Here is a 22,602-nt window from a genome sequence, read left to right as displayed (position 1 = left end):
GGCGGGCTGACCCCGGCCGGGGCCGTGCTCCTGCGCTCCGATATATAGATTTGATGATATATATAATTTTCATAATCGCATCGAGAAGCGGAGATGCCACGTGGACGTGAACAAGAAGGCCGCCGTCGTCGTGGGCGGAGGCTCGGGCATGGGACGCGCCACGGCGGAGGCCCTCGCGGCGGGCGGAGCCACCGTCGCGATCCTGGACCTGCCGGCGGGGCGCGGCGCCGAGACCGCCGCGGCCCTGGGCGGCACGGCGACCTTCCACCCCTGCGACGTCACCGACGCCGAGGGCACCGAGGCGGCCCTGGCCGAGGCGCTGGAGGCGCACGGCGCCCTGCACATCGCGGTCAACACCGCGGGCGGCGCCGTCAGCAAGCGGACCATCAACCGGGACGGCCCGCTGCCCCTGGCGGAGTTCCGCCGGATCGTCGAGCTCAACCTCGTCGCGACCTTCAACCTCAACCGGCTCCAGGCCTGGAGCATGAGCAAGAACGATCCCGACGAGGGCGGCGAGCGGGGCGTCATCATCAACACCTCCTCGATCGCGGCCTTCGAAGGCCAGGTCGGCCAGGTCTCCTACACCGCGGCGAAGGCCGGGATCGCCGGGATGAGCCTCACGATGGCCCGCGACCTGGGCAGCCTGGGCATCCGTGTCCTCGCGATCGCGCCGAGCCTGTTCGCGACCGGTCTGCTGGAGGGCGCGCCCGACAGCATCATCGCCGAGCTCACCAAGGACGCGGCGTTCCCGCGCCGCGCCGGCCTGCCGAGCGAGTACGCCATGCTCGCGGAGGCGATCGTGAAGAACCCCATGCTCAACGGCCAGACCATCCGGCTGGACGGCGGCCAGCGCTTCGCGCCCCGCTGACCCCAGGCCACGACCCCCGGAGGAATCCGATGCCCGAAGCAGTGATCGTCGCCGTCGCGCGGACCCCCATCGGCAAGGCGAACAAGGGCTCGCTGGTCGACGTCGACGCCTTCCAGCTGGCCAGGACGGCGGTCACCGCCGTCATCGAACGGGCCGGGCTGCCCGCCGCGGACATCGACGACCTCGTCCTCGCCGAGTCGTTGCAGGGCGGCGGGGTCATCGCCCGGTACGTCGCCGTCGAGGCGGGGCTGCCGCACATCCCCGGGATGGCCGACAACCGTCACTGCGCCGCCGGGCTCAGCGCCCTCCAGATCGCGGCCGGGTCGATCCGCTCGGGCATGGACCGGGTCGTGGTCGCGGGCGGCACCGAGAGCCTCAGCTCGATGCCCCAGACCCTCAAGTCCACGCCCGCCTCGGCCCGTGACTACCGGAGGTGGATGTCGCCGAGCCACCCGGAGACGCCCGGCGCGCCCGCCTTCGACATGTCCGTGACGGTCGGCGAGAACACCGCCCGGCTGGCCGGGATCAGCCGCGCCGACGCCGACCACTGGGCGCTCCACTCGCATCTGCGCGCCGCCCGCTCCATCGCCGACGGCCACTTCGCCGCCGAGATCGTCCCCGTGGACCTCCCGGGCGGGGGGGTCTTCGACACCGACGAGCACCCCCGCGCGGGCAGCACCGCGGAGAGCCTCGCGGGGCTGCGGCTCCTCCACCCGGAACTGGACGGGGCCGTCATCACGGCCGGGAATGCGGCGGGCCTCAACGACGCCGCCGCGGCGGTCGCCGTGGTCTCCGACGACTACGCCCGCGCCCACGGCCTGACCCCGCTCGCCCGGATCGTCTCCTGGGCCTCGGTCGGCGTCGAACCCGAGCGGACGGGCCTGGCCCCCGCCCTGGCCGTGCCCAAGGCGCTCGACCGGGCCGGGATGAAGGTCTCCGACATCGACCTGTTCGAGATCAACGAGGCGTTCACGACGGTGGCCGTCGCCTGCGGCCGTGCCCTGGGCCTGGACCACGACCGGGTCAACGTGAACGGCAGCGGCTGCGGGCTCGGTCACCCGATCGCCGCGACCGGGGCCCGGATGGCCGTCACCATGATCGGTGAGCTGCGGCGGCGCGGCCGGAACCTCGGCTGCGTGTCCATGTGCGCGGGCGGCGGCATGGGCTCGGCGATGGTCCTGGAGATCATCTGAAAGAGCAGATCTGATATCTTATTCTGCTGGAGTCGGCCAGGCGCCGGACGTTCCAAGGCGAGGAAGTGAGACCGATCGCACGACGGCAGGAGAGCTCGGGCCCGATGTCCGCGGACGACGGCCCGGCTCCGCTTCCGGGAGAGAGCCTCGCCAGGCTGAGCAGCGGTGAGCAGGTCCGGATCTACGTCCGCAGGCTCATCTTCGACGGCGTGCTGAGGCCCGGCCAGAGGGTCCCGCAGGACGCGATCGCCAAGACGCTCGGTGTCTCCCGGATCCCCGTCCGCGAGGCGCTCATCGCGCTGGAGCACGAGGGCTGGGTCACCCAGATCGCCCACCGCGGCGCCTACGTGAACATGCTCGACGAGCCCTCGATCCGCGATCACTACGAGCTCAACGGGCTCTTCTTCGGTTTCGCGGTACGGCGGGCCGTCGAGCGCCGCGGCATCGCGCTGGCCGAACCGCTCGAGGCCCTGCAGAAGCGCATCGCCAGGACCAGGGACACGGCCGAGCTCTCCCGGCTCGTCCGGGAATTCCACGGCACGGTCATCGCCGGGGCCGGCTCGCCCCGGCTCCGCACGGTGTTCCGCCAGATGACCGACATCGTGCCGGGGGACTTCTTCGAGCTCGTGCCGGGTTCGGAGAAGGTCGTACGGGCCGGGACCGGGGCGATCGTGGCCGCGATCTCCCGCGGCTACTCCGAGATCGCCGAGCGGGAGTACGCGGTCCTGCTGCGCCGGCAGGGCGATCTCGTGGTGGAGCTGTTCGAGCGGCGCGGGATGTTCGAGGGCAGCCTAGGGTCTGAGCCCGCCGGCTGACCCGTCTCAGGTCGTCGCCTTCCTGACCATCTCGCCGATCTCGAGGCCCACGGACTTCTCGAAGCGGCCCTTGTCGCGCGGGCGGACGGCGACGTCGTGATCGCCGGCCTCGGCGCGCAGCGCCCCGACGGTGGCGTTCTCCTTCGTCCGGCCGTTCACGAACGGGTCGAAGGAGTACCAGCGCATCGCGTTCTGGTAGGTCATCTTGTCGAGGTCGGTGTCGGGCACCCCGGCGGCGACCGCGGCGAGCTCCTCGGGGGCGTTCGGCCAGGAGGAGTCGGAGTGCGGGTAGTCGCACTCCCAGGCGATGTTGTCGATACCGATCATGTCGCGCAGGATGACGCCGACCGGGTCGGAGATGAAGCACGTCAGGAAGTGCTCGCGGAAGACCTCGCTGGGCAGCCGCCCGCCGAAGTCCTGGCCGGTCCAGAGCCGGTGCATGTCGTAGGTCCGGTCGACGCGGTCCAGGAAGTAGGGGATCCAGCCCGTACCGCCTTCGGACAGGGCGAAGCGGACGTCGGGGAAGTTCTTGATGACCCGCGACCAGAGCAGGTCGGCGGCCGCCTGGCAGATGTTCATCGGCTGAAGCGTGATCATGACGTCGACGGGTGCGTCGGGTGAGGTCACCGACAGGCGGCCGGACGAGCCCAGGTGGATGGAGATGACGACGTTCTCCTCCGACGCCGCCCGCCACAGAGGGTCCCAGTAGTCGTTGTGGAAACTGGGGAAGCCGAGCGTCGAGGGGTTCTCGGTGAACGTCACGGAGTGGCAGCCCTTGCGGGCCACGCGCCGGATCTCCCGGGCGCACTCCTCGGCGTCCCAGAGGATCGGGAGGGCCATCGGGATGATGCGGCCGGGATGGCGTCCGGCCCACTCGTCGATGTGCCAGTCGTTGTAGGCGCGCAGGACGGCGAGCGCCAGGTCCTTGTCGGGGTCGGCGGCGAACAGGCGGCCGGCGAAGCCGGGGAAGGAGGGGAAGTTCATCGACGCCAGGATGCCGCCGGCGTTCATGTCCTTGACGCGCTCGTCGATGTCGTAGCAGCCGGGACGCATCTCGTCGAAGGCGGTCGGCTCGATGCCGTACTCCTCCTTCGGCCGGCCGGCCACGGCGTTGAGGCCGATGTTGGGGATGATCGATCCGCCGAAGGTCCAGACGTCCGAGCCGTCCTTCTGCTTGACGACCTTCGGGGCCGCGTCCATGTACCGGGCGGGCAGATGGCCGGAGAACAGGTCCGGCGGCTCGACGACATGGTCGTCGACGCTGATCATGATCATGTCTGCGGCGTCCACGGTGCTCCTCGGGGGGTGCGGCCGGCCTGCGAGATGAACGGCTATCTCAGTAGAGTGAACCGCAGTTCAGTACCGGGCACAAGAGCCCCGTGCGGCCGGGGTCCGGGGCGTCAGCGGGCCGGTTGGACGATGAAAGCGGCGCTGACGGACTCGAGCAGGATCGCCAGCGGCATCGGGGCCCGGTCCGGTCCCGCCGTCGCGAGCTCGGTGGCCTGGAACGCGCTGACCAGGCCGGAGAACATCCGGGCGAGCAGCTGCGGATCGCCCTCCCGCAGGACGCCCTCGTTCCGGCCTCGCCGGAAGAGGTCGGCCTGCACGTCGAGGGAGCGCCGGAAGTCGTCGAGGAGGTGGCTGCCCTCGGCGGGGTCGGCCAGCGGGGTGACGATCGCGCCGCCGCGCAGGACCAGCCGCCCGAACTCCGGATGGATGCGGAAGAACTCGACCTGCCACTCGGCGAGGGCCAGGAGCTGCTGGTCCGCCGGCAGGCCGGAACCGATGATCTCGCTCATTCCGGGAACGAAGTCCGCGCGCCGGCGCAGGAAGATCGCCTGGTAGAGGTCCTCCTTGCCGGTGAAGAACCCGTAGACGGCGCCGACCGAGTACTCCGCCAGCTCGGCGATCTCCCGCAACGAGGCCTCGTGGTACCCCTTGCGCGCGAAGACCTGCTCGGCGACGTCCAGGATCTGGTCGCGGCTCAGGGCCCGTCGTTGCTCTCTGCGCTGCTCCCGCAGACTGCGCTGGCTCATTCGTTCGTCCGCTCTCCAGGTGCGTCGGCGAACAGCCTACCGGGCCGGATGACCCGGCGACCAACAGACTGAACCTTCGTTCATAATGATGAATCACGCCTTGACACGAGAGAACCCTCGTTCCAGACTTTGCCCTGCCAGGCGGTGCGGGCGGGCGGAGCGGAGAATCCAGTGATGAAGCTCGACGAGGAGATCCTCACGGTCCTGCGGGTGCGAGGGCCCGCCACCGACCTGTCGGAGATGCGGGCCGGCCGCGACTGGCACGCGATCCACGAACTCCTCGACCTCATGCACGGGCCGCCCGCGCCCCCGGGCAGGGGGGTGACCGTCGACCGGTACAACGTCCCCGCGGAGGACGGCGTCCCGCTCCCCTTGCGGATCTACCGGAAGGCCGGCCTCTATCCGCGTGCCGTGCTCCTCTACGTGCACGGCGCCGGCCTGCTCGACCGCGAGCTCGACGACTGCGACACCATGTGCCGCCGCTACGCGCTGGGCGCCGACGTCGCGGTCGCGGCCGTCGGCTACCGGCCCGCACCCGCCGGGGCCGAGGTCGGCCCGGTCGAGGACTGCCACGCCGCCCTGGCCTGGCTGGCCGAGTACGCCGCCGACCTGGGCTTCGACCCCGCGCGGATCGGGATCGCGGGCGACAGCGCCGGCGGCGCGCTCGCGGCGGGGACGGCCCTGCTCGCCCGCGACGCCGGCGGCCCGGAACTGGCCCTCCAGATGCTGGTCTATCCGATGCTCGACGACCGCGGGACCGCGCCGTGCGCCTCGCGGGGGCTCGGCACCCAGTGGACGCACGAGCTGAACGACCTGGCGTGGAGGCTGATCCTCGGCGGTGCGGATCGGGAGCGCGAGGCCACCCCCTACCAGGTGCCCGCCCGCGCGAAGGACCTGTCGGGCCTGCCCAGGACCTATCTGGAGGTCGGCGAACTGGACATCGTCCGCGACCAGACCCTCGACTTCGCCGAGCGGCTGACCGCCGCGCACGTTCCGGTCGAACTGCACGTCCGGCCCGGCGCGGCGCACGGGTTCGATCTCTGCGCCCCGCGGTCCGACCTCGTCCGCGAGGCGATCGCCGACCGTCTGCGCGCCATGTCGGCCCTGTAGGAGCGCGCGGGGATCGCCCGCGTCACCGGCCCTCCTTAAAGGTCTAGATGTTTTGAGCATCGGACTCGGCGGTGAGCCTGGCTCTGAGCTCGTGTTTGAGGATCTTGCCCATGGGATTGTGGGGGAGCAGGGTGGTCACGACCAGCCGTTCGGGGGTCTTGTACCGGGCGAGGCCCTCGGCCAGGCAGTGCGCGGACAGGTCCGCCAGCGTGAGTTCGTGGCCGGACCGGAGCACCACGACGGCGCACACGCGCTCACCCGTGCGGGGGTCGGGCACGCCGACGACCGCGGCGTCGGTGACGGCCGGATGGCGCAGGACCACGTTCTCGACGTCGAGGGCCGAGACGTTCTCCGCATTGCGGATGATCACGTCCTTGAGCCGCCCGGAGATCCGGACCCGGCCGTCGCCGCCGACATGGCCGAGATCGCCGGTCCTGAACCAGCCGTCCTCGTCGAAGGCGTCGGCGTCGAGCGCGGGATCGACATAGCCGAGGAAGCACTGGGGGCCCTTGAGCCGCAGCTCCCCGTCGACGACGCGGACGCTGACTCCCGGAGTCGGCCGTCCGACGGTCGTTCCGGCGCCGGGGTCGGCGGGTGTCTCGCTGGTGGCGATCGGGAACTCGGTGAGGCCCCAGGCCGCGAACACGCCGGGCACGCCGAGAACGTCGGCGACCTCCCGGTTGACCGTCTCCGGCACGGCCGCGCCGCCGGACAGGCAGACGCGGAGCGCGGGGAAGAGCGGCCGGTCGCCGTGGCGCCGCTGGGCGGCGATGAAGGCCTGGAAGAACGGGGTCGCCGAGCCGAGGATCGTGGGCCGGTGAGCGGCCATGCGGCCGGGACCGGCCTGGGGATCGAAGGCGTCGAAGAACACGAGCCGCCCGCCTGCCGTCAGGACCGAGGCGAGCAGCGAGACGCCGCCGATGTGCGCGAACGGCCACGCGACCGGGCTGACGTCCGCCGGGTTCCGCTGCTGGTGCTCGATGGCGCCCAGAGCGGCCGCGATCAGTCCGGCGTCGCAGTGGCGCACGCCCTTGGGGTCGGCGGTCGTCCCGGAGGAGTAGTAGATCCATCGGCAGGCCGCCGGGTCGGCCGGCGGGCCGGGCAGGACGCCGAGGTCGCCGGCGGGCAGCCGGATCCCCGGCCCGGACGGCGGCTTTCCGAGGTCGAGGACGAGCGTCCGCGGCACGAGCCTCCGGGCCATCGCGCCGTGCTCGAATCCCTGCCAGCGCTCGGGCACCACCAGCAGCCGGGGGCCGACCTGCCCGGCGATGAAGCCGACCTCCCGTTCGCGCAGGATCGGGACGACCGGGTTCTGGACGGCGCCGAGCCGGGCGCAGGCCGCGAGGAGCACCGCGGCCTCGAGCACCGTCGGGAGCTGCCAGGACACGACCTCGCCCGGCCGCACCCCCAGCTCCCACAGTCCGGCCGCCGCGCGCTCGGCCTCGTCGTGGAACGCGAGGGCCGAAAGCGACCTGCCGTGGTCGTCGGCCAGGACGACCGCGTCCGGCCGCAGCCGCGCCGCCCTCCGCACGAGACCCCAGAGGCCGTCCGGCCCGGGGGGTTCCTCCTGGATCACTGCCATCTGCCGGAGTGTAGACGCTCGCTCGGAAATATCTATAGGATTCGACCGATGTAAGGAGTGGGACGCATGGAGTTCGAGACGATCCAGTACCACGTGGCCGACCGTGTCGCCACGATCACCTTCGACCGTCCTGACAAGCTCAACGCCATCACCCCCGAGATGATCCGCGAGCTCGGTGCCGCCTACGCGCGGGCCGAGGCCGACGACGACGTCTGGCTGCTCCTGGTCACCGGGAACGGCCGGGCCTTCTGCGCCGGGGCGAGCGTCACCGACATCCCCGAGGACGGCAAGGGCATCGCCCCGGAGCCGTTCCTGTCGGTGTACGGGCACTGGGAGGCGCCGCAGGAGGCGACCCCGCCGTTCCGGACGATGGCCAAGCCGATCATCACCGCGGTCAACGGGCTGTGCTGCGGGGCGGGCCTCGACCTGGTCACCACGAGCGACATCGTCATCGCGGCGGACACGGCCGAGTTCTTCGACCCGCACGTGAGCATCGGCCTGGTCTCGGCCCGCGAGTCGGTCCGGCTGGCCCGGGTGCTGCCCAGGACCGTCGCCCTGCGGATGGCCCTGACCGGACGGCATGAGCGGATGAACGCGCGGCGGGCCTACGAGCTCGGCCTCGTCTCGGAGGTCGTCCCGGCCGCCTCGCTCCTGGAGCGGGCCTATGAGGTGGCGGCGCTGGTCAACCGCAACGCCCCGCTCGCCGTCCGCGGCACCCGGCTGGCGATCCACAAGTCCCTCGACCTCCCGATGCACGAGGGCGAGATCCTCGCGGAGACCTACCGGGAACGGGTCAACCTGACCGAGGACGCGCTGGAGGGTCCGCGGGCGTTCGTCGAGAAGCGCGATCCGAAGTGGCAGTGCCGGTGACCTCGGCGGTCGTCGACGCGGGCGACGGCCTTCCGCTGACCGTCCCGGCCCTGCTCGCCGCGCGGGCGGCGGAACGGGGCGGGCACACGCTGCTCGTCTGCGACGACGAGGTGCTGACCTACGCCGAGGCGGAGCGCCGGTCGGCGGAGCTGGCGAAGGCCCTGCTGGCGGCGGGCGCGGGCAAGGGAACGCATGTCGGGCTGCTCCACCCCAACGGAGCGGCGTTCGTGGTGGCCTGGCTCGCCGCGGCCAGGATCGGCGCCGTCACCTTCCCCTTCAGCACCTTCTCGACCGCCGCCGAACTGCGCGGCCTGCTCCGCGGCGCCGACATCGAGATCCTGCTCGGAGCCCGCTCCCACCGCTCGCATGACCATCTCGCCAAGCTGCGCGAGGCCGTCCCGGAGTTCGGCGCGACGGCCGTGCCGGCCCTGCGGCGCGTCGCCCTCGACGGCCCGGACGTGCCCGCGGACCTGTCGCTCGCGGCGCTGACCGCGGGCGGCGCCGGGATCGGCGACGCTCTCCTGGCCGGGGTCGAGGCGGCCGTGCGGCCCGCGGACCGGATGGTCGTCGTCCACACCTCGGGCTCGACGAGCTCCCCGAAGGGCGTCGTCCATCTGCACGGGCCGCTGATCAGGCACATGGCGAACCTCAACGCGATCCGGCGGATCGACGAGCACGAGGTCTGCTTCTCCAACTCGCCGTTCTTCTGGATCGGCGGCTTCGCGTTCGTCCTGCTCGGCACGGTCCTCGCCGGGGGGACCCTGGTCTGCTCGAACGCCCCCGACGCAGCCGGGGTCCTCGACGTCCTGGAGCGGACCCGGCCGACGCTCGTCAACGGGTTCGCGGCGTCGGTCGCCCACCTACCGGCGGACCCCTCCTTCGCCCGGCGCGACCTCACCTCGATCCGCCGGGGCAATTTGTGGCCGATCCTGCCCGGTGGCGTCCGCCCGGCCGACCCCGAGCTGCGCCACAACATGCTCGGCATGACCGAGACCGGGAGCGTGTGCCTGCTCAGCGCCGACGAGGACGACCAGCCGGAGCACCGGCGCGGCTCGTTCGGCCGGCCCGCCCCGGGATTCGAGGCCCGCGTCGTCGATCCCGTGCGGCTGGCCGACTGCGCCCCCGGCGAGACCGGCGAACTGTGGCTGCGCGGCCCCTTCCTGATGGAGGGCTACTACGGCCGCGAACGCGCGGAGGCCTTCGACGCCGACTCCTGGTTCCACACGGGCGATCTGTTCACCACCGACGCCGACGGCCTCTTCTACTTCCACGGCCGCGGCGGCGAGATGATCAAAACCGGTGGCGCGAACGTGTCGCCGCGCGAGGTCGAGGCGGCCATCCTCGCGGCGTCCGGGCTCACCGCCCATGTCGTCGGGGTGGACGACGAGACGCGGGGCCAGATCGTGGCCGCGGCCGTGCGCGTCCCCGCGGGCCACGCCCCCGTCGACCCCGACGCCCTCCGCGCCGGCCTGCGCTCCCGCCTGTCCGCCTACAAGGTGCCGCGGCGCCTGCTTCTCCTGCGCGACGACGAGGTGCCGACCATGTCCAGCGGCAAGCTCGACCTGCCCGCGCTCAAGGCCAGGCTCGCGGGCACCCCCGACACCGTGAAGGACCGATCCCTGGAAGGGTGAGTCACTTGGGCGACCAACGGATCCTGCTGGAGCGGGACGAGACGACCGGGATCGCGAAGATCACGTTCGACAACGCCGAGCGCCGCAACTCCTATGACGCCGCCATGCGCCGTCAGCTGGGGGCGGCCCTCGACGCGGCGGCGGGCGACGACGACGTCAAGGTCGTGCTCCTGCGCGGCGCGGGCGGCGTCTTCAGCACCGGAGCCGACATGGGCAACGCCTACGGCTGGTACGACGAGGAGCCGGACGGCGGACGGCCGCGCCGTCCCAGCCAGCGGCGCAGGCTCACCGTCGACCGCAGGACCTTCGACTTCTACCACGACTTCATGGGCTTCCCGAAGGCCACCGTGGCCGAGGTGCGCGGCTACGCCCTCGGCGGCGGCTTCGAGATGGCGCTGATGGCCGACGTCGCGGTCGTCGGCCGCGACGCGAAGATCGGGATGCCCGCCACCCGGTTCCTCGGCCCCGCCCTGGGCTCGCTGCACCTGTTCTTCCACCGGCTCGGTCCGGTGCTCGCCCGGCGGATGCTCCTCACCGGGGACACGATCGCGGCGGAGACCGTCGAGCACCTGGGCGTCTTCACCGAGGTGACGGACGACGGCCGGGTCGAGGCCCGAGCGGACTGGTGGGCCAGGAAGATCGCCAAGATGCCGGCCGACGGCATCGTCATGGCGAAGGAGGCCTTCCGCCTCGTCGAGCAGCTTCAGGCCTACCAGGGTGAGGAGGTGGCGAGCTATCTCTTCCACGCCTTCGGCACCAACCTGCGGTTCGAGGAGGACGAGTTCAACTTCGTGAAGACCCGCGCCCGGCACGGGGTGAAGGAGGCGTTCCGGATGCGCGACGAGCACTTCGAGGTCCCGGAGCCGTGACGGGCCCCCTCAGTAGAAGTCGGAGCCGCCGTCGGCGTTGACCGTCGCCCCGGTGACGTAGCCGTTGCGCCGGGAGACCAGGAACGCCGCGAGGGCCGCGACCTCCTCGGGCAGGCCCGCCCGGCCCAGGCCCGCGCTCTCGTGGAAGGTCCGCCCGATCCACTCCATGACGGCCACCGGATCGCCGGAGTCGAGCCCCTCGGCGGCCAGGACCGGACGCAGGGCCTCGGTGAAGCTCGCGGTGACGATCGTGCCGGGGCAGACGCAGTTGACCAGGATCCCCTCGGGGGCGAGGGTCTTCGACAGGTTCTTGGTGAGGTTCGCCAACGCGGCCTTCGCGGCGGAGTAGGCGACGGTCCGGGCGTTCGGCCGCCGGACCGAGACGGCTCCGAAGGTGCACACCCGCGCCCACTCGGCCCGGCGGAGCAGGGGAAGCGCGCACCGCACCGCCCTGACGGCCGACAGCGTGCCCCGGCCGAACGCGTCCTCCCAGCCCGCGTCGTCGAGGGACTCGAAGGTGCCGGAGCCGGGACCGACGGTGTGCACGAGGACGTTCAGCGCGTCCCAGCGGGCGCCGATCTCCTCGAAGGCCGCGGTGACGGAGGCGGCGTCGGCGAAGTCGGCGGTGATTCCCACGCACTCGCGCGCCCCCGCCTGCCACAGTGCGTCGACCGTCGCGTCGAGCGCGTCCCGGCCGCGGGCCATGACGGCGACCCGCGCCCCCTCGGCGGCGAGGGCCTCGGCGACGGCCCGCCCCATGCCCTTGCTGCCCCCGGTGACCACGGCGGTCGCTCCGTCAAGACCGAGGTCCATCTTGTCTTTCCCTTCCCCGGCAGCCTATGTTTTACCAATCTTAGGTAAGAAAGGCGGCATGTGTCATGTCCCTCCTCGAAGACCAGGACACGGGGCTGACCGCGGGACTGCGCGACTTCCTCGCGCGGCCCGGCGGGGGGCTCGCGGACGAGCACGCCCTCGTCCTCGCCGAATCCCTCGATGCCGGGCGGGTCGCGTGAGCGCCGGGACGGCCGTCCACCGCGACGTGCGGGACGGCGTCCTGACCCTGCGCCTCGACCGCCAGGCCAAACGGAACGCGCTCGACAGGGCGTCCATCGAGCACCTCGTCGCCCTGCTGGAGGAGGCCTCGACGGACGATTCCCTGCGCGCCGTCCATCTCACCGCCGCGGGCGCCGACTTCTGCGCGGGCTCGGACTGGGTGGCCTCCAACGCCGGGGGCGGCAGGCCGCGCCCGGCGAGCCTGGTCCGCCGGCTGCCGTTGCAGAGCCACCGGCTGATCGAACTGCTGCTGACCCTCCAGCTCCCGGTGGTCGCCACCGTGCGGGGCGTCGCGGCGGGGCTGGGCTGCCAGCTCGCACTCGCCGCCGACTTCACCGTGGCCGCCGAGGACGCCGTCTTCTGGGCGCCGTTCGTCCGCCGCGGCTTCACCCCCGACAGCGGGGCGTCCTGGCTCCTGCCCCGGCTGGTGGGGCTCGCCAGGGCCCGGCGGATGCTGCTGCTGGGAGAGAAGGTGAGCGGCGCGACCGCCGCCGGCTGGGGCCTGATCCACGAGGCGGTCCCCGCCGCCGACCTTGACGCACGGGCGCTGGAGCTGGTGGCCTCGCTGGGCCGCGGCCCGACCGTCGCGCTGGGCCTGACGAAACAGGGCCTGCTCAGATCGGCGGAGGTCCCGCTCGCCCGCGCCCTGGCCGACGAGGCGTTCGGCCTCGAGCTCGCCTCCCGCACGGCCGACTTCCGCGAGGGCCTGGCCGCCTTCGCCGATCGCCGCGACCCGGACTTCACCGGACGATGACGACCTCCGAGGAGACCTCCCGCATGACGCCCCACGCCTACGAGACGATCCTGCTGGAGACCGATCCCGCCACCCGCGTCGCCACCGTGACGCTCAACCGGCCCGAGCGCCTCAACGCCTTCAACCGGCGGATGTGCCACGAGGTCGCCGACGCCTGGCACCGGATCAGACTCGACCCTGCGGTCAACGCCGTCGTCCTGCGCGCCGCCGGGGACCGGGCCTTCTGCGCCGGGCTGGACGTCAGGGAACCCTACGGCCAGCCGGACGACGTGTGGAACCACGAGGACCCCGGCGAACTGCTCAGCCCCAAGTGGCAGAAGCTGTGGAAGCCGGTCGTCTGCGCCGTCCAGGGCATCTGCACGGCGGGCGCCTTCTACTTCCTCAACGAGTCGGACATCGTCCTGTGCTCGCAGGAGGCGACGTTCTTCGACTCCCACGTCACGTTCGGGATGGTGTCGGCCATCGAGCCCATCGGCCTCATGCGCCGGATCGGGCTGGGGGAGACGCTGCGGATGGCGCTGAGGGGCAACGACGAGCGGGTCGGCTCCGAGACGGCCCTGCGGATCGGCCTGGTGAGCGAGGTCCTCCCCGCCGACCGGCTCTGGGCCCGCGCGGACGAGATCGCGCGCTCGATCGCGCGGAAGCCGCCCGCGGCCACCCAGGGCACGGTCCGCGCGATCTGGGAGTCGCTGGACCGGCCCTACCGGGCCGCCGTCGAGCAGGGGCTCCTCTACACCCGGCTCGGCAACCCGATCGGGATGAGCCAGGTCGACCGTGCCGCCCTCGGCAAGGACGAGGTGGTGATCCGTTGAGCGGGCTCGCCGGGCGCCTCGGCGCGGTCCTGGCCCTGGACCCGGACGCCCCGGCGATCGAGTTCGAGGGCCGCTGGTGGAGCTGGGGACGGATCGCGGACCTCGCCGGGACCGTGGCCGCCCGGGTCCCGGAGCCGGGAGCGCCCGTCGGGGTGCTCCTGCGGAACACGCCCCGGCACGTGGCCGCGCTGCTGGGCATCCTGCTGGCGGACGGCTGCGTCGTCACGGTCAATCCGGGCCTCGGGGAGGAGCGGATCCGCGCCGAACTGGGGGAACTCGACCTCGCGGGACTCGTCGGCACCCCCGGTGACCTGGCCGGGCTCGGCGGCCGGGCACGCTGCGCAGTGAGGATCGCGCTGGCGGATCCGGTGGAGGCCGTGGAAGCCGCCGTGGCTCCCGCCGCGACGCCCCGGCCGGGGGTGGCGGTCCGGATGCTGACGAGCGGGACGACCGGCCCGCCCAAGCGCGTCGACCTCGGTGCCGAGGCGCTGCTGCGCGGGCTGGACGGGGTCAAGCACTACGAGTCGAGGCCCGCCTCCGGAATCAGGCTCAGGACCGGGGTGGCGATCGTCAACTCCCCGCTCGTCCATCTCGGCGGCCTGTTCAGGGTCCTGCAATGCGTCCTCGACGGCCGCTCCTTCGTGCTGCTGCCCCGGTTCGAGGTCGGAGCGTGGGCGGAGGCCGTCCGCCGCCACCGGCCGAGGACGGCGAGCCTCGTCCCGGCTGCGCTGCGCATGGTCCTCGAGTCCGAGCTGACCCGCGAAGACCTCTCCAGCCTGATGTCGGTGATGTCGGGGACGGCGCCCCTGGACCCGGCCGACGCGGAGGCCTTCACCGGCCGCTTCGGCGTCCCCGTGCTGACCTCCTACGCGGCCACCGAGTTCGCCGGGGGCGTCGCGGGCTGGAGCCTCGCCGACCACCGGGCGTTCGGCGGGCTCAAACGCGGCAGCTCCGGCCGCGCCCATCCCGGCTGCGGGCTGCGCGTGATCGGCGATGACGGCGCGGAACTGGCCGTCGGCGAGATCGGCCTGCTGGAGGTCAGGCCCGCCCAGTTCGGCGCGGACACCCCCTGGATCCGCACCACCGACCTCGCCCGCCTCGACGCCGACGGCTTCCTCTGGATCGTCGGCCGCGCGGACCAGACGATCATCCGCGGCGGCTTCAAGATCCATCCCGACCAGGTCAGGACCGTCCTGGAGGGGCATCCGGCCGTCCGGGCGGCGACCGTCCTCGGCGTCCCCGATCCGCGGCTGGGCGCCGTCCCGGTCGCCGTGGTCGAGCCCCGGCACGCCCTCGACCCGGCCGACCTGCTCGCCTACGCGGGCGAGCGCCTGGCCCGGTACGAGCTGCCGGTCCGGGTGCGGCTGGTCGGCGCGCTCCCGCGGACCGCCTCGGGCAAGGTCGATCTGGCCGCCGCCCGCACCCTGATCGAGGAGGACCCGCGATGACGTTCCGCCCCTCCGCCCGGGACGAGGAGTTCCGGGCGCCACGGCGCGACCGGCTGAAGGGCGCGCTCTGATGCGGCCCTGGATCTTCGGCGCCCGGGCCCTGCCCGAACAGGAGCGGTTCGCCCGCGAGGTCAGGGAGCTGTGCTCGGCGGCGCTGAGCCTGGAACACCCCGAACCCGCCCTGGAGGAGATCACCCTCGCGCTGGCCGGGGCCCGCCGCCGGATCGCCGCGGCCGGGCCCGCCGACCAGCGGCCCCGGGTCGGCGACCTCGCCGGCGGCGAAGGACGGGTCTACCTGGACCACGGACGGGACGTCGGGGCCTTCAACCCGATGTTCCCGGTCTACCGGATCGAGGTCGAAAGCCCTTCGCGCGCCACCGGCACCGTGCGGTTCCCCCTCTGCTACGAGGGGCCGCCCGGGCTCGTCCACGGCGGGTTCCTGGCCGTCTTCGCCGACTGCGCCGTCCAGCACCACAACTGCGCGGCCGGCCTGACCGGCAGGACGCGCGGGCTGGAACTCCGCTACCGGCGGCCGGTCCCGGTCCTCGCCGATCTGGAGTTCACGATCGACCGGACCGTCCGGGACGGCTCCGTGCACTCGGAGCTCAGCCTGACGCGCGACGGAGCCCCGCTCTGCACCGCCACGACCAGCGCGGTCGCCGGTGACCACGCGAAACTGCCCACGGTGTCCCCACGGAGGCGACGCGCATGACCGATCCCGGCACGTCCGCCGAGGGCCCCACGATCCCCGCGCTGCTGGCTCGGGCCGTCCGGGACCATCCGGACCGCGACGCCCTGGTCACCCTCGACGAGCGGCTCACCTGGGCCGAACTCGACCGGGAGTCCCGCGCCGTCGCGGCCGTCCTGGCCGGGCGCGGCGTCGGACGCCGCACCCGGGTCGGCCTCCTCATGGAGAACGGCCCCGGCTGGGCGGTCTGCTCCCTCGCGATCCTGCGCCTGGGCGCGGTGCTCGTACCCCTCAGCACGCTGCTGCGGGGCCCGGAGCTCCGGCAGCAGCTCTCCGTCGCCGACGTCGAGCGGCTGATCATGGTCGAGGGGTACCCGGGCCGCGACTACACCACCGAGTTCGCGGACCTCCTTCCCGCAGGGGAGGGCGACGGGCGCTCCGCCGGGCTGCCGTCGCTGCGCTCGGCCTGGTCCTGGGCGGAGATCGAGGCGGCCCCGAGGCCGGATCCCGTCCTCGCCGCCGCCCTCGAGGACCTGGTGCGGCCCGCCGACGATCTCGCGGTCATGTTCACCTCGGGCAGCCGCGGCCTGCCGAAGGGCGTGATCCACACCCACGGCAACGCGCTGCGTGCGGTCGCCGGCGGGCTGACCGCCCGGTGCGTCGGTCCCGGCGAGCGCCTCTACATCCCGATGCCGTTCTTCTGGATGGGCGGGTTCGGTGGCGGGCTGCTCACGGTGCTCGTCGCGGGGGCGACGCTGCTGACCGAGCCGGGCCGCGACCCGGAGCGGACCCTGGAACTGCTCGGCCGCGAGCGCGTGACGCTCTTCCGCGGCTGGCCCGACCAGGCCGTGCGGCTGGCGTCCCATCCCCGCGCCCCGGGCACCGACCTGTCGTCGCTCCGTCCGGGCAGCCTGGCCGGGATCCTTCCGGCCGGGCTCCGGCCGGAGCCGGGGGCCCGCGCGAACCTGTTCGGGATGACGGAGACCTTCGGGCCCTACGCCGGGGAGCACCTCGACAAGGACCTGCCGCCCGAGGCGTGGGGGAGCTGCGGCAGGCCGTTCGACGGCGTGGAGGTGCGGATCACCGTGCCGGAGACCGGGGCCGCCGCCGGACCAGGGACGCACGGCGAGATCGAGGTGCGGGGCCCGCACCTCATGCGCGGCGTCTGCGGACGGCTCCGCGAGGAGGTGTTCACCCCGGACGGCTGGTACCGGACGGGCGACCTCGGCCACCTCGACGAAGGCGGGCGGCTCTGGTACCACGGCCGCCTCGACGACATGCTCAAGATCCGCGGGGCCACCGTGTATCCCACGGAGGTGGAGACGGCCCTCCTGACGATCCCGAAGGTCCGGCAGGCGTTCGTCACCGACCTCAGGGGAGAGGACGGGGTACGGCGCGTCGCGGCGGCCGTCGTGCCCGAGACGGGTGCGGACCTGGACGAGACCGGGGTGCTGGCGGCGGCAAGGGAACGGCTCAGCTCCTTCAAGGTGCCGGCCGTCCTGCGGATCCTGGAGCAGGGAGCCGAGGTGCCCAGGACCGCGAGCGGCAAGGTCGACAAACCGGCCCTGCAGCGGCTGCTCTCGGGCTGACCGCTCAGCCCGACGAGGGGATCGTCGCGGCCCGGATGGCGGTGTTCTCCGCCCATTCGAGGGTCTTGTCGCGGGCGGCGGACAGGTGCGCGGAAGCGATCTTCTGCGCCCTGGCCTCGTTGCCGTCCTCGATCGCCGCCAGCAGGCTCTCGTGGTCGCGGACGGCGTTGCGCCGCACCTTCTGCGAGGCGACCGGGGCGTCGGAGTCCGCCGCCGCGGCGTCGGCCAGCGACCTGCGGCGCTCCCCGGCGGCGCTGCTCCAGACCGAGGACTCGTGCGCCGACCAGATGGCCTCGAGTGCGCCGACGACGACGATCATCGTGTCGTTGCCGCACAGGTCGACGACCGCCTCATGGAAGCGGCGCGCGTGCAGGATGTAGGCGTCCAGGTCGTCGATCTCCTGGAGCTGCCGTTCGAGGATGGCGCGCAGGGCCGGCACGACGGCCTGCGCCCGGTCCGGACGGGCCGCGCACATCCCGGCACAGATCGGCTCCATCCTGGTGAGCGCGTCGCTGACGTCCGAGGCGGTCGTGACCCGCGCCTGGAGCAGCATGCCGATCATCTGGGCGGCGCGGTCGACCTTCGGGGCGCGGACGAGGGCGCCGCCGACGTTCCCCCGGCGCACGATCAGCAGCCCGTCGTTCTCCAGCAGCCGCAGCGCCTCGCGCAGGACCCCGAAGCTCACCTGGAGCTCGGTCATGAGCTGCTCCTGCGGCGGCAGCAGATCGCCCTCGCGCAGTTCACCGCTGAGGATCCTCTCCCGCAGCCGCCCGGCGACGAGCTCGGCCAGCAGGGGTTGCCGCACGGACCGCTCCTCCTCGATTCAGTCTCTCCTGGTGCGCTCCTGAGCATAAGGCTTGGCGGGCGGGCCGAATCCGAAGAAGGCCCTGGCGTTGCCGCCGAGATAGGCCTCGAGGACCTGTTCGGGAAGGTCGAGCGCCCGTGCCTCGGTGACGCACCGGGTGATCGGCAGCACGGGCGCGTCGGAGGCGAAGATCACCCGGTCGGCGCCCCGCCCGGCCATGAATCGGAGCAGCTCGGGCGGGAGACGGCGCGGCGACCAGGCCGACGCCATCAGCGTGAGGTTGGCGTACTTCTTCATCAGCCGGATGGCGACGTCCCACCAGGGGTCGGCACCGTGGTGCATGCACAGCTTCAGCTCGGGAAAGCGCTGGCAGACCCGGTCCAGGTGCATCGGGTGCTGGGCCTCACCGGCGATCGGCGGCCCGGGCAGGCCGGTGGCCAGGCACAGGGGGAGCCCCCATTCGGCGCACTTGGTGTAGAGCGGATAGTAGACGGCGTCGCCGGGCGGATAGCGGCCGTCGCCCCAGAAGGCCGGTCCGACCTGGGCGTAGGCCACCGGATGGTCTCTGCGGAAGGAGTCGAGGGCGCGCAGTGTCGGCATCGGCCGCAGCAGGTCGAGCCCGCCGACGCCCAGCGCGAACCGGTCGGGGTGCGCCTCGGCGTAGGCGACCGCGCGCGCCGACGGCTCGGTGATCCTCGTCAGGAGGATCGCCCGCTCGACGCCGTTGGCGTCCATCTCCTCCAGCAGCGCGGCCACGGGCGCGCTCGCGAGCATCTCCTCGCCCGCCCGGAAGTAGTCCTCTTTCACCCGGATCATCCAGTCCGGCTGGGCACGGTCGCCGAAGCCCACGTTGACCAGGCAGTCGATCACGCCGCCCCCGCTCACGAGACCTCCGCGGAGGCGGTGGCCAGCGCGGTGCGCAGGATCTTCCCGGCGGCGTTGCGGGGGAGCGGCTCGGTCCGCAGCCTCCAGCGCGTCGGGACCTTGTAGGGCGGCAGCGCTCCCGCGCACCAGTCGGCGAGCTCCCGCTCCCCGGCCGCGGCGCCGGGCCGCATCACGGGGAAGGCCATCACGGCCTGCCCGGTGACGGGATGGTCGACCCCGACGACGGCGGCCTCCTCGACGTCGGGATGGGCTTCCAGCCGGAACTCCACCTCCGAGGGATGGACGTTCTCCGCCGAGACGAAGATCAGGTCACCGGCCCGGGAGTCGATGTAGAGAAGGCCGTCCTCGATCCGCCCGACGTCGCCCATCGCGATCCACCGTCCGGGGCCGATCACCGCCGCGGTGCTCACCGGGTCGTTCCAGTAGCCCAGCATCGTGTACGGGCTCCGCACATGGATGAGGCCCTCGCCGCCGGGGGCGACCTCGCGGCCGTCGGCGTCCCGGACGGAGATCAGCACCCCGTCCTGGATCGGGCCGGTCGACTCGGGGAAGGCGGCGAAGTCCGCCCCGCCGATGCTCGCGACGATGCTTCCGCCCTCACTGCTGGTGTAGCCCATGCGGAACCCGGCGGCGGCCGACGGGAACGCCTCGCGGAGCAGGCCCTTGACCGCCGGGCTCATCGGGGCGCCGCCCACCACGACGCTCGCGAGGCTGGACAGGTCGTGGGCGTCACGGGCCGGATGCGCGGCGACGCGCGGCGCGGCGCTGCCCACCGACAGCCAGACCGTGACGCGCTCGGCCTCGATCGCCCGCAGGACCCGCTCCTCGTCGAACCGGCCGGGCCTCATCACCAGCAGCCCGCCCGCGACGGTGAACATCAGGACGGCGCCGTAGAGGGCCGAGAGATGGAACAGCGGAGGGGAGACCAGGACCCGCGCGGGCGGCGGCGGGGTGCACGGCATCGCTCCCGCCCGGAGCAGGGCGTTGAACCGGTTGCAGGCCACGAACCCGATGAGCCCCCGGTGGCTGTGCGCGACCCCCTTGGGCCGTCCCGTGGTCCCGCTGGTGAAGATCAGCAACGCCGGATCGTCCTCGGCGACCGCGGGGACCGGAGCGGGCAGGGCGGGCGCCGCGGTGAGACGTTCGTAGAGGGCCGGAGTGAACGGCAGTGTGCCGAGGCCGGGGGCGACCCGGGCGACGGACGCGAGCCTGCGCTCGTCGCCGAGCACCACCCGGGGCGCCACCAGGGCCAGCGCGGTCTCGATCTCCGGCTCGCTCCAGAAGCTGTTCATCGCCGCGGCCACCGCCCCGCAGGCGGCCACCGCCCAGAAGCCGATGACCCACTCGAGCCGGTTGGCGGAGATCAGCCCGACCCGGTCGCCCGGCTCGACGCCGTGCTCCTCGCGGAGGATCCGCGCGAGTTCCGTGACGGCCGACAGATGCTCGCGGTAGGTCAGCCGCCGCTCCTCGTCGGCGAGATACTCGCGGCCGGGATAAGCGGCCGTGGCCCTGGTCAGCAGCTCGAACACCGAGGACGGCCGGTCGCGGAACACGGCCGCCCGCTCGCCCAGGACGTCCTGCTCGACGACCGGGAACGGGCCTCCGGGCGCGATGAGGGAGCGCCCGAACTCCGTCCTCGACGCGTTCGCGAACGTCTCCCGGATCAGGTCGCTCATCGCCTCACCCTTCTCAGTTCCGCCACCGCGTGCTGCTGCGCCGCCGCCTCGTTCTCGAGCGCCTCGGCGAACGTGCTGGTCCAGGCGCCGTCGATGAGGTCGAGCGTCCCCGAGGCGGCGGCGGGCGCGCAGGCGGCGAGCCGCTCGCACCACTCCCCGACCACGGCCTCGAGCTCCCCGGCGGGCACGATGAGGTTGGCGAGGCCGAGCTCGCGCGCCTCGGCGGACTCGATGATCCGCCCGAAGAGGGCCAGCTCCTTGGCCTTGTGCGAGCCGACGATGCGCGGGAGCAGCCAGCTCAGCCCGCCGTCCGGGGTCATGCCGTGCCGGGAGAACACCGAGCCGAACCGGACCCGGTCCGAGGCGACCACCAGGTCGCAGCCCAGGGCCAGGCTCATGCCCACCCCGACGGCCGCGCCGTCGACCTGGGCGAGCGTGGGCTTGGGCAGCGTGTGGAGCCGGACGATGATCGAGGCGATCTCGCGCATCTTCGCGGCGACCTGGCCGGAGGAGGCGTTGATGCCGCCGGACAGGTCGGCTCCGGCGCAGAACGCCCCGCCCGCCCCGGACAGGACCAGGACGCGGGCCCCGGGGTCCTGCGCGAAGCCGTCCAGGGCCTCGCCGAGCAGATCCCAGCTCTCGGCGTCGAGGGCGTTCCTGACGTGCGGCCGGTCGAAGACGATCCGGGTGACCCTCCCCGGCAGCCAGCGGACGGGAGGCACGCTCACGCCTCGATGCCGAGGCACTCGGCGAGATTGTCGCGCATGATCCGCCGGACGCCACCGGAATCGAACCCGCCGAGCTCCGCCGCGTAGTCCGTCGGCTCGGCCAGCCCCTCGCCGTGCGGCCAGTCGGATCCGAACAGCACCCGCTCGACGCCGATCCACTCCGCCAGCTCCACGACGTCCTCCTCGAAGTAGGGCGCCACCCACACGTTCTCGCGCAACCGGTCGCCGGGGTCGGTCCTGAAGCTGCCCGGCTGCTGGTTGGCCAGCTTGCGCAGCCGCTTGGCCAGCAGCGGGACCCACGCGGAGCCGTTCTCGACGCTCATCACCCTGAGCGCGGGGAACCGGTCGAAGACCCCGTGGATGATCAGTGACCCGATGGTGTCGTGGATGGCGCGGTCGGAGATCACCAGCTTGGTCAGCGGGTCGATGTGGAACGGGTCGTAGTCGGCGGGCCCGCCCCAGGCGCCCGCGAGCAGGTTGTACCCGCTGTCGGACAGGTGGAAGGCGACCGGCACCCCGGCCTCGGCGAGCCGCGCCCAGACCGGGTCGTGCACGGGATCGCCGAGGGAGCGGGTGCGGCCGTCGGCTCCGGGGACGGGCGCGGGCCGCACGCAGACGACGCGGGCGCCGAGGCCCAGGACGCGCTCGACCTCCGCGAGCGCCGCCTCCGGATCGGCCAGGGAGATCATCGGGGCGGCGAACAGCCGCTCCCGGAAGTGGAAGCCCCAGTCCTCGTCGAGCCAGCGGTTGAAGGCCGTCAGCGCGGCCATCGTGGCCGGGACGTCATGGCTCAGCGCCTGCTCGACGCCGCAGCCCAGGGTGGGGAAGAGCAGGACGAGCCCGAGGCCCTGGGCGTCGAGCGCGGCGACCCGGGCGTCCCGGTCGCGGTACTCGGGGTGCAGCGGCTCGACGACCCGCAGGCTGCCGGGGTCGACCCCCTCGGGGATGGCCCCGCGGAAGTAGGGGTCGAGGGAGCCGGGGACGAGCACCGGGTCGAAGGTCGGGTTGGGGATGAACCGGCTGACCTTCTCGCCGATGAGGACCATCGTCCGCTCACCCGCCTGGACGACCTGCACGCCCCTGCGGCGGAAGCGCCGGTCGATGTGCCGGGTGAAGGCGTCGACCGTCTCGTAGTAGTGGTTGTCGGCGTCGAAGGGCAGGAACGGGGCGCCGTCGAGTGTCATGGGCAT

General features: G+C 72.9%; 22 protein-coding genes. 13 read left to right on the top strand and 9 right to left on the bottom strand.

Annotated elements, in window-relative coordinates; genetic code table 11:
* Positions 1 to 100: 100 nt before the first annotated feature.
* The 3 genes from ABD785_RS13750 to ABD785_RS13740 all read left to right on the top strand — a co-directional run bounded on the left by ABD785_RS13750 (position 101) and on the right by ABD785_RS13740 (position 2,876).
* Positions 101 to 868: an SDR family NAD(P)-dependent oxidoreductase gene (locus ABD785_RS13750; protein WP_344827369.1), complete on the top strand. Its 768-nt coding sequence runs from the start codon at positions 101 to 103 to the stop codon at positions 866 to 868.
* A gap of 29 nt (positions 869 to 897) precedes the next feature.
* A complete protein-coding gene (locus ABD785_RS13745; RefSeq protein WP_344827365.1) occupies positions 898 to 2,061 on the top strand; it encodes a thiolase family protein in 1,164 nt (387 codons plus the stop codon).
* A gap of 104 nt (positions 2,062 to 2,165) precedes the next feature.
* On the top strand, positions 2,166 to 2,876 hold the full coding sequence (locus tag ABD785_RS13740; RefSeq protein ID WP_344827361.1) for a GntR family transcriptional regulator: 711 nt from the start codon (positions 2,166 to 2,168) through the stop codon (positions 2,874 to 2,876).
* A 6-nt stretch (positions 2,877 to 2,882) separates the two neighbouring features.
* Here the strand turns inward: ABD785_RS13740 and ABD785_RS13735 are convergent, their stop codons facing one another.
* Together ABD785_RS13735 and ABD785_RS13730 are read right to left on the bottom strand one after the other, a co-directional pair.
* Positions 2,883 to 4,166: an amidohydrolase family protein gene (locus ABD785_RS13735; protein WP_344827357.1), complete on the bottom strand. Its 1,284-nt coding sequence runs from the start codon at positions 4,164 to 4,166 to the stop codon at positions 2,883 to 2,885.
* A 110-nt stretch (positions 4,167 to 4,276) separates the two neighbouring features.
* Complete coding sequence (locus tag ABD785_RS13730) at positions 4,277 to 4,912, bottom strand: TetR/AcrR family transcriptional regulator (protein ID WP_344827352.1); 636 nt, start codon at positions 4,910 to 4,912, stop codon at positions 4,277 to 4,279.
* A gap of 174 nt (positions 4,913 to 5,086) precedes the next feature.
* Between ABD785_RS13730 and ABD785_RS13725 the strand changes: the two genes are divergently transcribed.
* Positions 5,087 to 6,022, top strand: coding sequence for an alpha/beta hydrolase (locus ABD785_RS13725; RefSeq protein ID WP_344827349.1), 936 nt, complete (start codon positions 5,087 to 5,089; stop codon positions 6,020 to 6,022).
* Between the two features lie 43 nt (positions 6,023 to 6,065).
* Here ABD785_RS13725 and ABD785_RS13720 read toward each other — a convergent pair whose 3' ends face one another.
* Positions 6,066 to 7,604, bottom strand: a complete 1,539-nt coding sequence (locus ABD785_RS13720) for a class I adenylate-forming enzyme family protein (RefSeq protein WP_344827345.1) — start codon at positions 7,602 to 7,604, stop codon at positions 6,066 to 6,068.
* A 66-nt stretch (positions 7,605 to 7,670) separates the two neighbouring features.
* On the opposite strand from ABD785_RS13720, the gene ABD785_RS13715 reads away from it, so the two are divergent.
* Genes ABD785_RS13715 through ABD785_RS13705 form a run of 3 tightly spaced genes read left to right on the top strand, consistent with a single transcriptional unit; the run spans position 7,671 to position 10,974 of the window.
* Positions 7,671 to 8,474, top strand: a complete 804-nt coding sequence (locus ABD785_RS13715; protein ID WP_344827342.1) for an enoyl-CoA hydratase/isomerase family protein — start codon at positions 7,671 to 7,673, stop codon at positions 8,472 to 8,474.
* The gene (locus ABD785_RS13710) at positions 8,459 to 10,105 is read left to right on the top strand and encodes a class I adenylate-forming enzyme family protein (RefSeq protein WP_344827339.1); all 1,647 of its coding nucleotides are present in this window, start codon (positions 8,459 to 8,461) and stop codon (positions 10,103 to 10,105) included. The genes ABD785_RS13715 and ABD785_RS13710 overlap by 16 nt, the downstream gene beginning before the upstream one ends.
* Before the next feature lie 5 nt (positions 10,106 to 10,110).
* On the top strand, positions 10,111 to 10,974 hold the full coding sequence (locus tag ABD785_RS13705; protein ID WP_344827335.1) for an enoyl-CoA hydratase/isomerase family protein: 864 nt from the start codon (positions 10,111 to 10,113) through the stop codon (positions 10,972 to 10,974).
* A gap of 9 nt (positions 10,975 to 10,983) precedes the next feature.
* On the opposite strand, the gene ABD785_RS13700 is transcribed toward ABD785_RS13705, so the two are convergent.
* Positions 10,984 to 11,787 carry an SDR family NAD(P)-dependent oxidoreductase gene (locus tag ABD785_RS13700; protein WP_344827331.1) on the bottom strand — a complete coding sequence of 268 codons (804 nt, stop codon included), beginning with the start codon at positions 11,785 to 11,787 and terminating at the stop codon, positions 10,984 to 10,986.
* Positions 11,788 to 11,852: 65 nt separating this feature from the next.
* Between ABD785_RS13700 and ABD785_RS13695 the strand changes: the two genes are divergently transcribed.
* The 6 genes from ABD785_RS13695 (at position 11,853) to ABD785_RS13670 (ending at position 17,318) form a co-directional block, all read left to right on the top strand.
* On the top strand, positions 11,853 to 11,987 hold the full coding sequence (locus ABD785_RS13695) for a hypothetical protein (RefSeq protein WP_344827328.1): 135 nt from the start codon (positions 11,853 to 11,855) through the stop codon (positions 11,985 to 11,987).
* The gene (locus ABD785_RS13690) at positions 11,984 to 12,781 is read left to right on the top strand and encodes an enoyl-CoA hydratase/isomerase family protein (protein WP_344827325.1); all 798 of its coding nucleotides are present in this window, start codon (positions 11,984 to 11,986) and stop codon (positions 12,779 to 12,781) included. The genes ABD785_RS13695 and ABD785_RS13690 overlap by 4 nt, the downstream gene beginning before the upstream one ends.
* Positions 12,782 to 12,804: 23 nt before the next feature.
* Entirely contained in the window at positions 12,805 to 13,593 is a 789-nt protein-coding gene (locus ABD785_RS13685; protein ID WP_344827321.1) for an enoyl-CoA hydratase/isomerase family protein, read from the top strand.
* Complete coding sequence (locus ABD785_RS13680; RefSeq protein ID WP_344827319.1) at positions 13,590 to 15,041, top strand: class I adenylate-forming enzyme family protein; 1,452 nt, start codon at positions 13,590 to 13,592, stop codon at positions 15,039 to 15,041. Before ABD785_RS13685 ends, ABD785_RS13680 begins: the two co-directional genes overlap by 4 nt.
* A gap of 70 nt (positions 15,042 to 15,111) precedes the next feature.
* Entirely contained in the window at positions 15,112 to 15,753 is a 642-nt protein-coding gene (locus ABD785_RS13675; RefSeq protein ID WP_344827316.1) for a PaaI family thioesterase, read from the top strand.
* Positions 15,750 to 17,318 (top strand): class I adenylate-forming enzyme family protein, encoded by a 1,569-nt coding sequence (locus tag ABD785_RS13670; protein ID WP_344827313.1) that lies wholly within the window; start codon positions 15,750 to 15,752, stop codon positions 17,316 to 17,318. The genes ABD785_RS13675 and ABD785_RS13670 overlap by 4 nt, the downstream gene beginning before the upstream one ends.
* 4 nt (positions 17,319 to 17,322) lie before the next feature.
* Here ABD785_RS13670 and ABD785_RS13665 read toward each other — a convergent pair whose 3' ends face one another.
* Genes ABD785_RS13665 through ABD785_RS13645 form a run of 5 tightly spaced genes read right to left on the bottom strand, consistent with a single transcriptional unit; the run spans position 17,323 to position 22,602 of the window.
* The gene (locus tag ABD785_RS13665) at positions 17,323 to 18,123 is read right to left on the bottom strand and encodes a FadR/GntR family transcriptional regulator (RefSeq protein WP_344827311.1); all 801 of its coding nucleotides are present in this window, start codon (positions 18,121 to 18,123) and stop codon (positions 17,323 to 17,325) included.
* Between the two features lie 18 nt (positions 18,124 to 18,141).
* The gene (locus ABD785_RS13660) at positions 18,142 to 19,008 is read right to left on the bottom strand and encodes an amidohydrolase family protein (protein WP_344827306.1); all 867 of its coding nucleotides are present in this window, start codon (positions 19,006 to 19,008) and stop codon (positions 18,142 to 18,144) included.
* On the bottom strand, positions 19,005 to 20,684 hold the full coding sequence (locus ABD785_RS13655; RefSeq protein WP_344827302.1) for a class I adenylate-forming enzyme family protein: 1,680 nt from the start codon (positions 20,682 to 20,684) through the stop codon (positions 19,005 to 19,007). Before ABD785_RS13655 ends, ABD785_RS13660 begins: the two co-directional genes overlap by 4 nt.
* The gene (locus tag ABD785_RS13650) at positions 20,681 to 21,412 is read right to left on the bottom strand and encodes an enoyl-CoA hydratase/isomerase family protein (RefSeq protein ID WP_344827298.1); all 732 of its coding nucleotides are present in this window, start codon (positions 21,410 to 21,412) and stop codon (positions 20,681 to 20,683) included. The genes ABD785_RS13655 and ABD785_RS13650 overlap by 4 nt, the downstream gene beginning before the upstream one ends.
* Complete coding sequence (locus ABD785_RS13645) at positions 21,409 to 22,602, bottom strand: amidohydrolase family protein (protein ID WP_344827295.1); 1,194 nt, start codon at positions 22,600 to 22,602, stop codon at positions 21,409 to 21,411. The genes ABD785_RS13650 and ABD785_RS13645 overlap by 4 nt, the downstream gene beginning before the upstream one ends.

Source organism: Actinocorallia longicatena (assembly GCF_039534125.1).
GTDB classification, from domain to species: domain Bacteria; phylum Actinomycetota; class Actinomycetes; order Streptosporangiales; family Streptosporangiaceae; genus Actinocorallia; species Actinocorallia longicatena.
This window is presented reverse-complemented; position numbering and strand designations above follow the sequence as displayed.

Coding starts and splice junctions, on each gene's coding strand:
- ABD785_RS13655 (WP_344827302.1), bottom strand. CDS start 20,684: ATGAGCGACCTGATCCGGGAGACGTTCGCGAACGCGTCGAGGACGGAG.
- ABD785_RS13745 (WP_344827365.1), top strand. CDS start 898: ATGCCCGAAGCAGTGATCGTCGCCGTCGCGCGGACCCCCATCGGCAAG.
- ABD785_RS13700 (WP_344827331.1), bottom strand. CDS start 11,787: ATGGACCTCGGTCTTGACGGAGCGACCGCCGTGGTCACCGGGGGCAGC.
- ABD785_RS13725 (WP_344827349.1), top strand. CDS start 5,087: ATGAAGCTCGACGAGGAGATCCTCACGGTCCTGCGGGTGCGAGGGCCC.
- ABD785_RS13675 (WP_344827316.1), top strand. CDS start 15,112: ATGCGGCCCTGGATCTTCGGCGCCCGGGCCCTGCCCGAACAGGAGCGG.
- ABD785_RS13670 (WP_344827313.1), top strand. CDS start 15,750: ATGACCGATCCCGGCACGTCCGCCGAGGGCCCCACGATCCCCGCGCTG.
- ABD785_RS13695 (WP_344827328.1), top strand. CDS start 11,853: ATGTCCCTCCTCGAAGACCAGGACACGGGGCTGACCGCGGGACTGCGC.
- ABD785_RS13730 (WP_344827352.1), bottom strand. CDS start 4,912: ATGAGCCAGCGCAGTCTGCGGGAGCAGCGCAGAGAGCAACGACGGGCC.
- ABD785_RS13685 (WP_344827321.1), top strand. CDS start 12,805: ATGACGCCCCACGCCTACGAGACGATCCTGCTGGAGACCGATCCCGCC.
- ABD785_RS13645 (WP_344827295.1), bottom strand. CDS start 22,602: ATGCCCATGACACTCGACGGCGCCCCGTTCCTGCCCTTCGACGCCGAC.
- ABD785_RS13715 (WP_344827342.1), top strand. CDS start 7,671: ATGGAGTTCGAGACGATCCAGTACCACGTGGCCGACCGTGTCGCCACG.
- ABD785_RS13740 (WP_344827361.1), top strand. CDS start 2,166: ATGTCCGCGGACGACGGCCCGGCTCCGCTTCCGGGAGAGAGCCTCGCC.
- ABD785_RS13720 (WP_344827345.1), bottom strand. CDS start 7,604: ATGGCAGTGATCCAGGAGGAACCCCCCGGGCCGGACGGCCTCTGGGGT.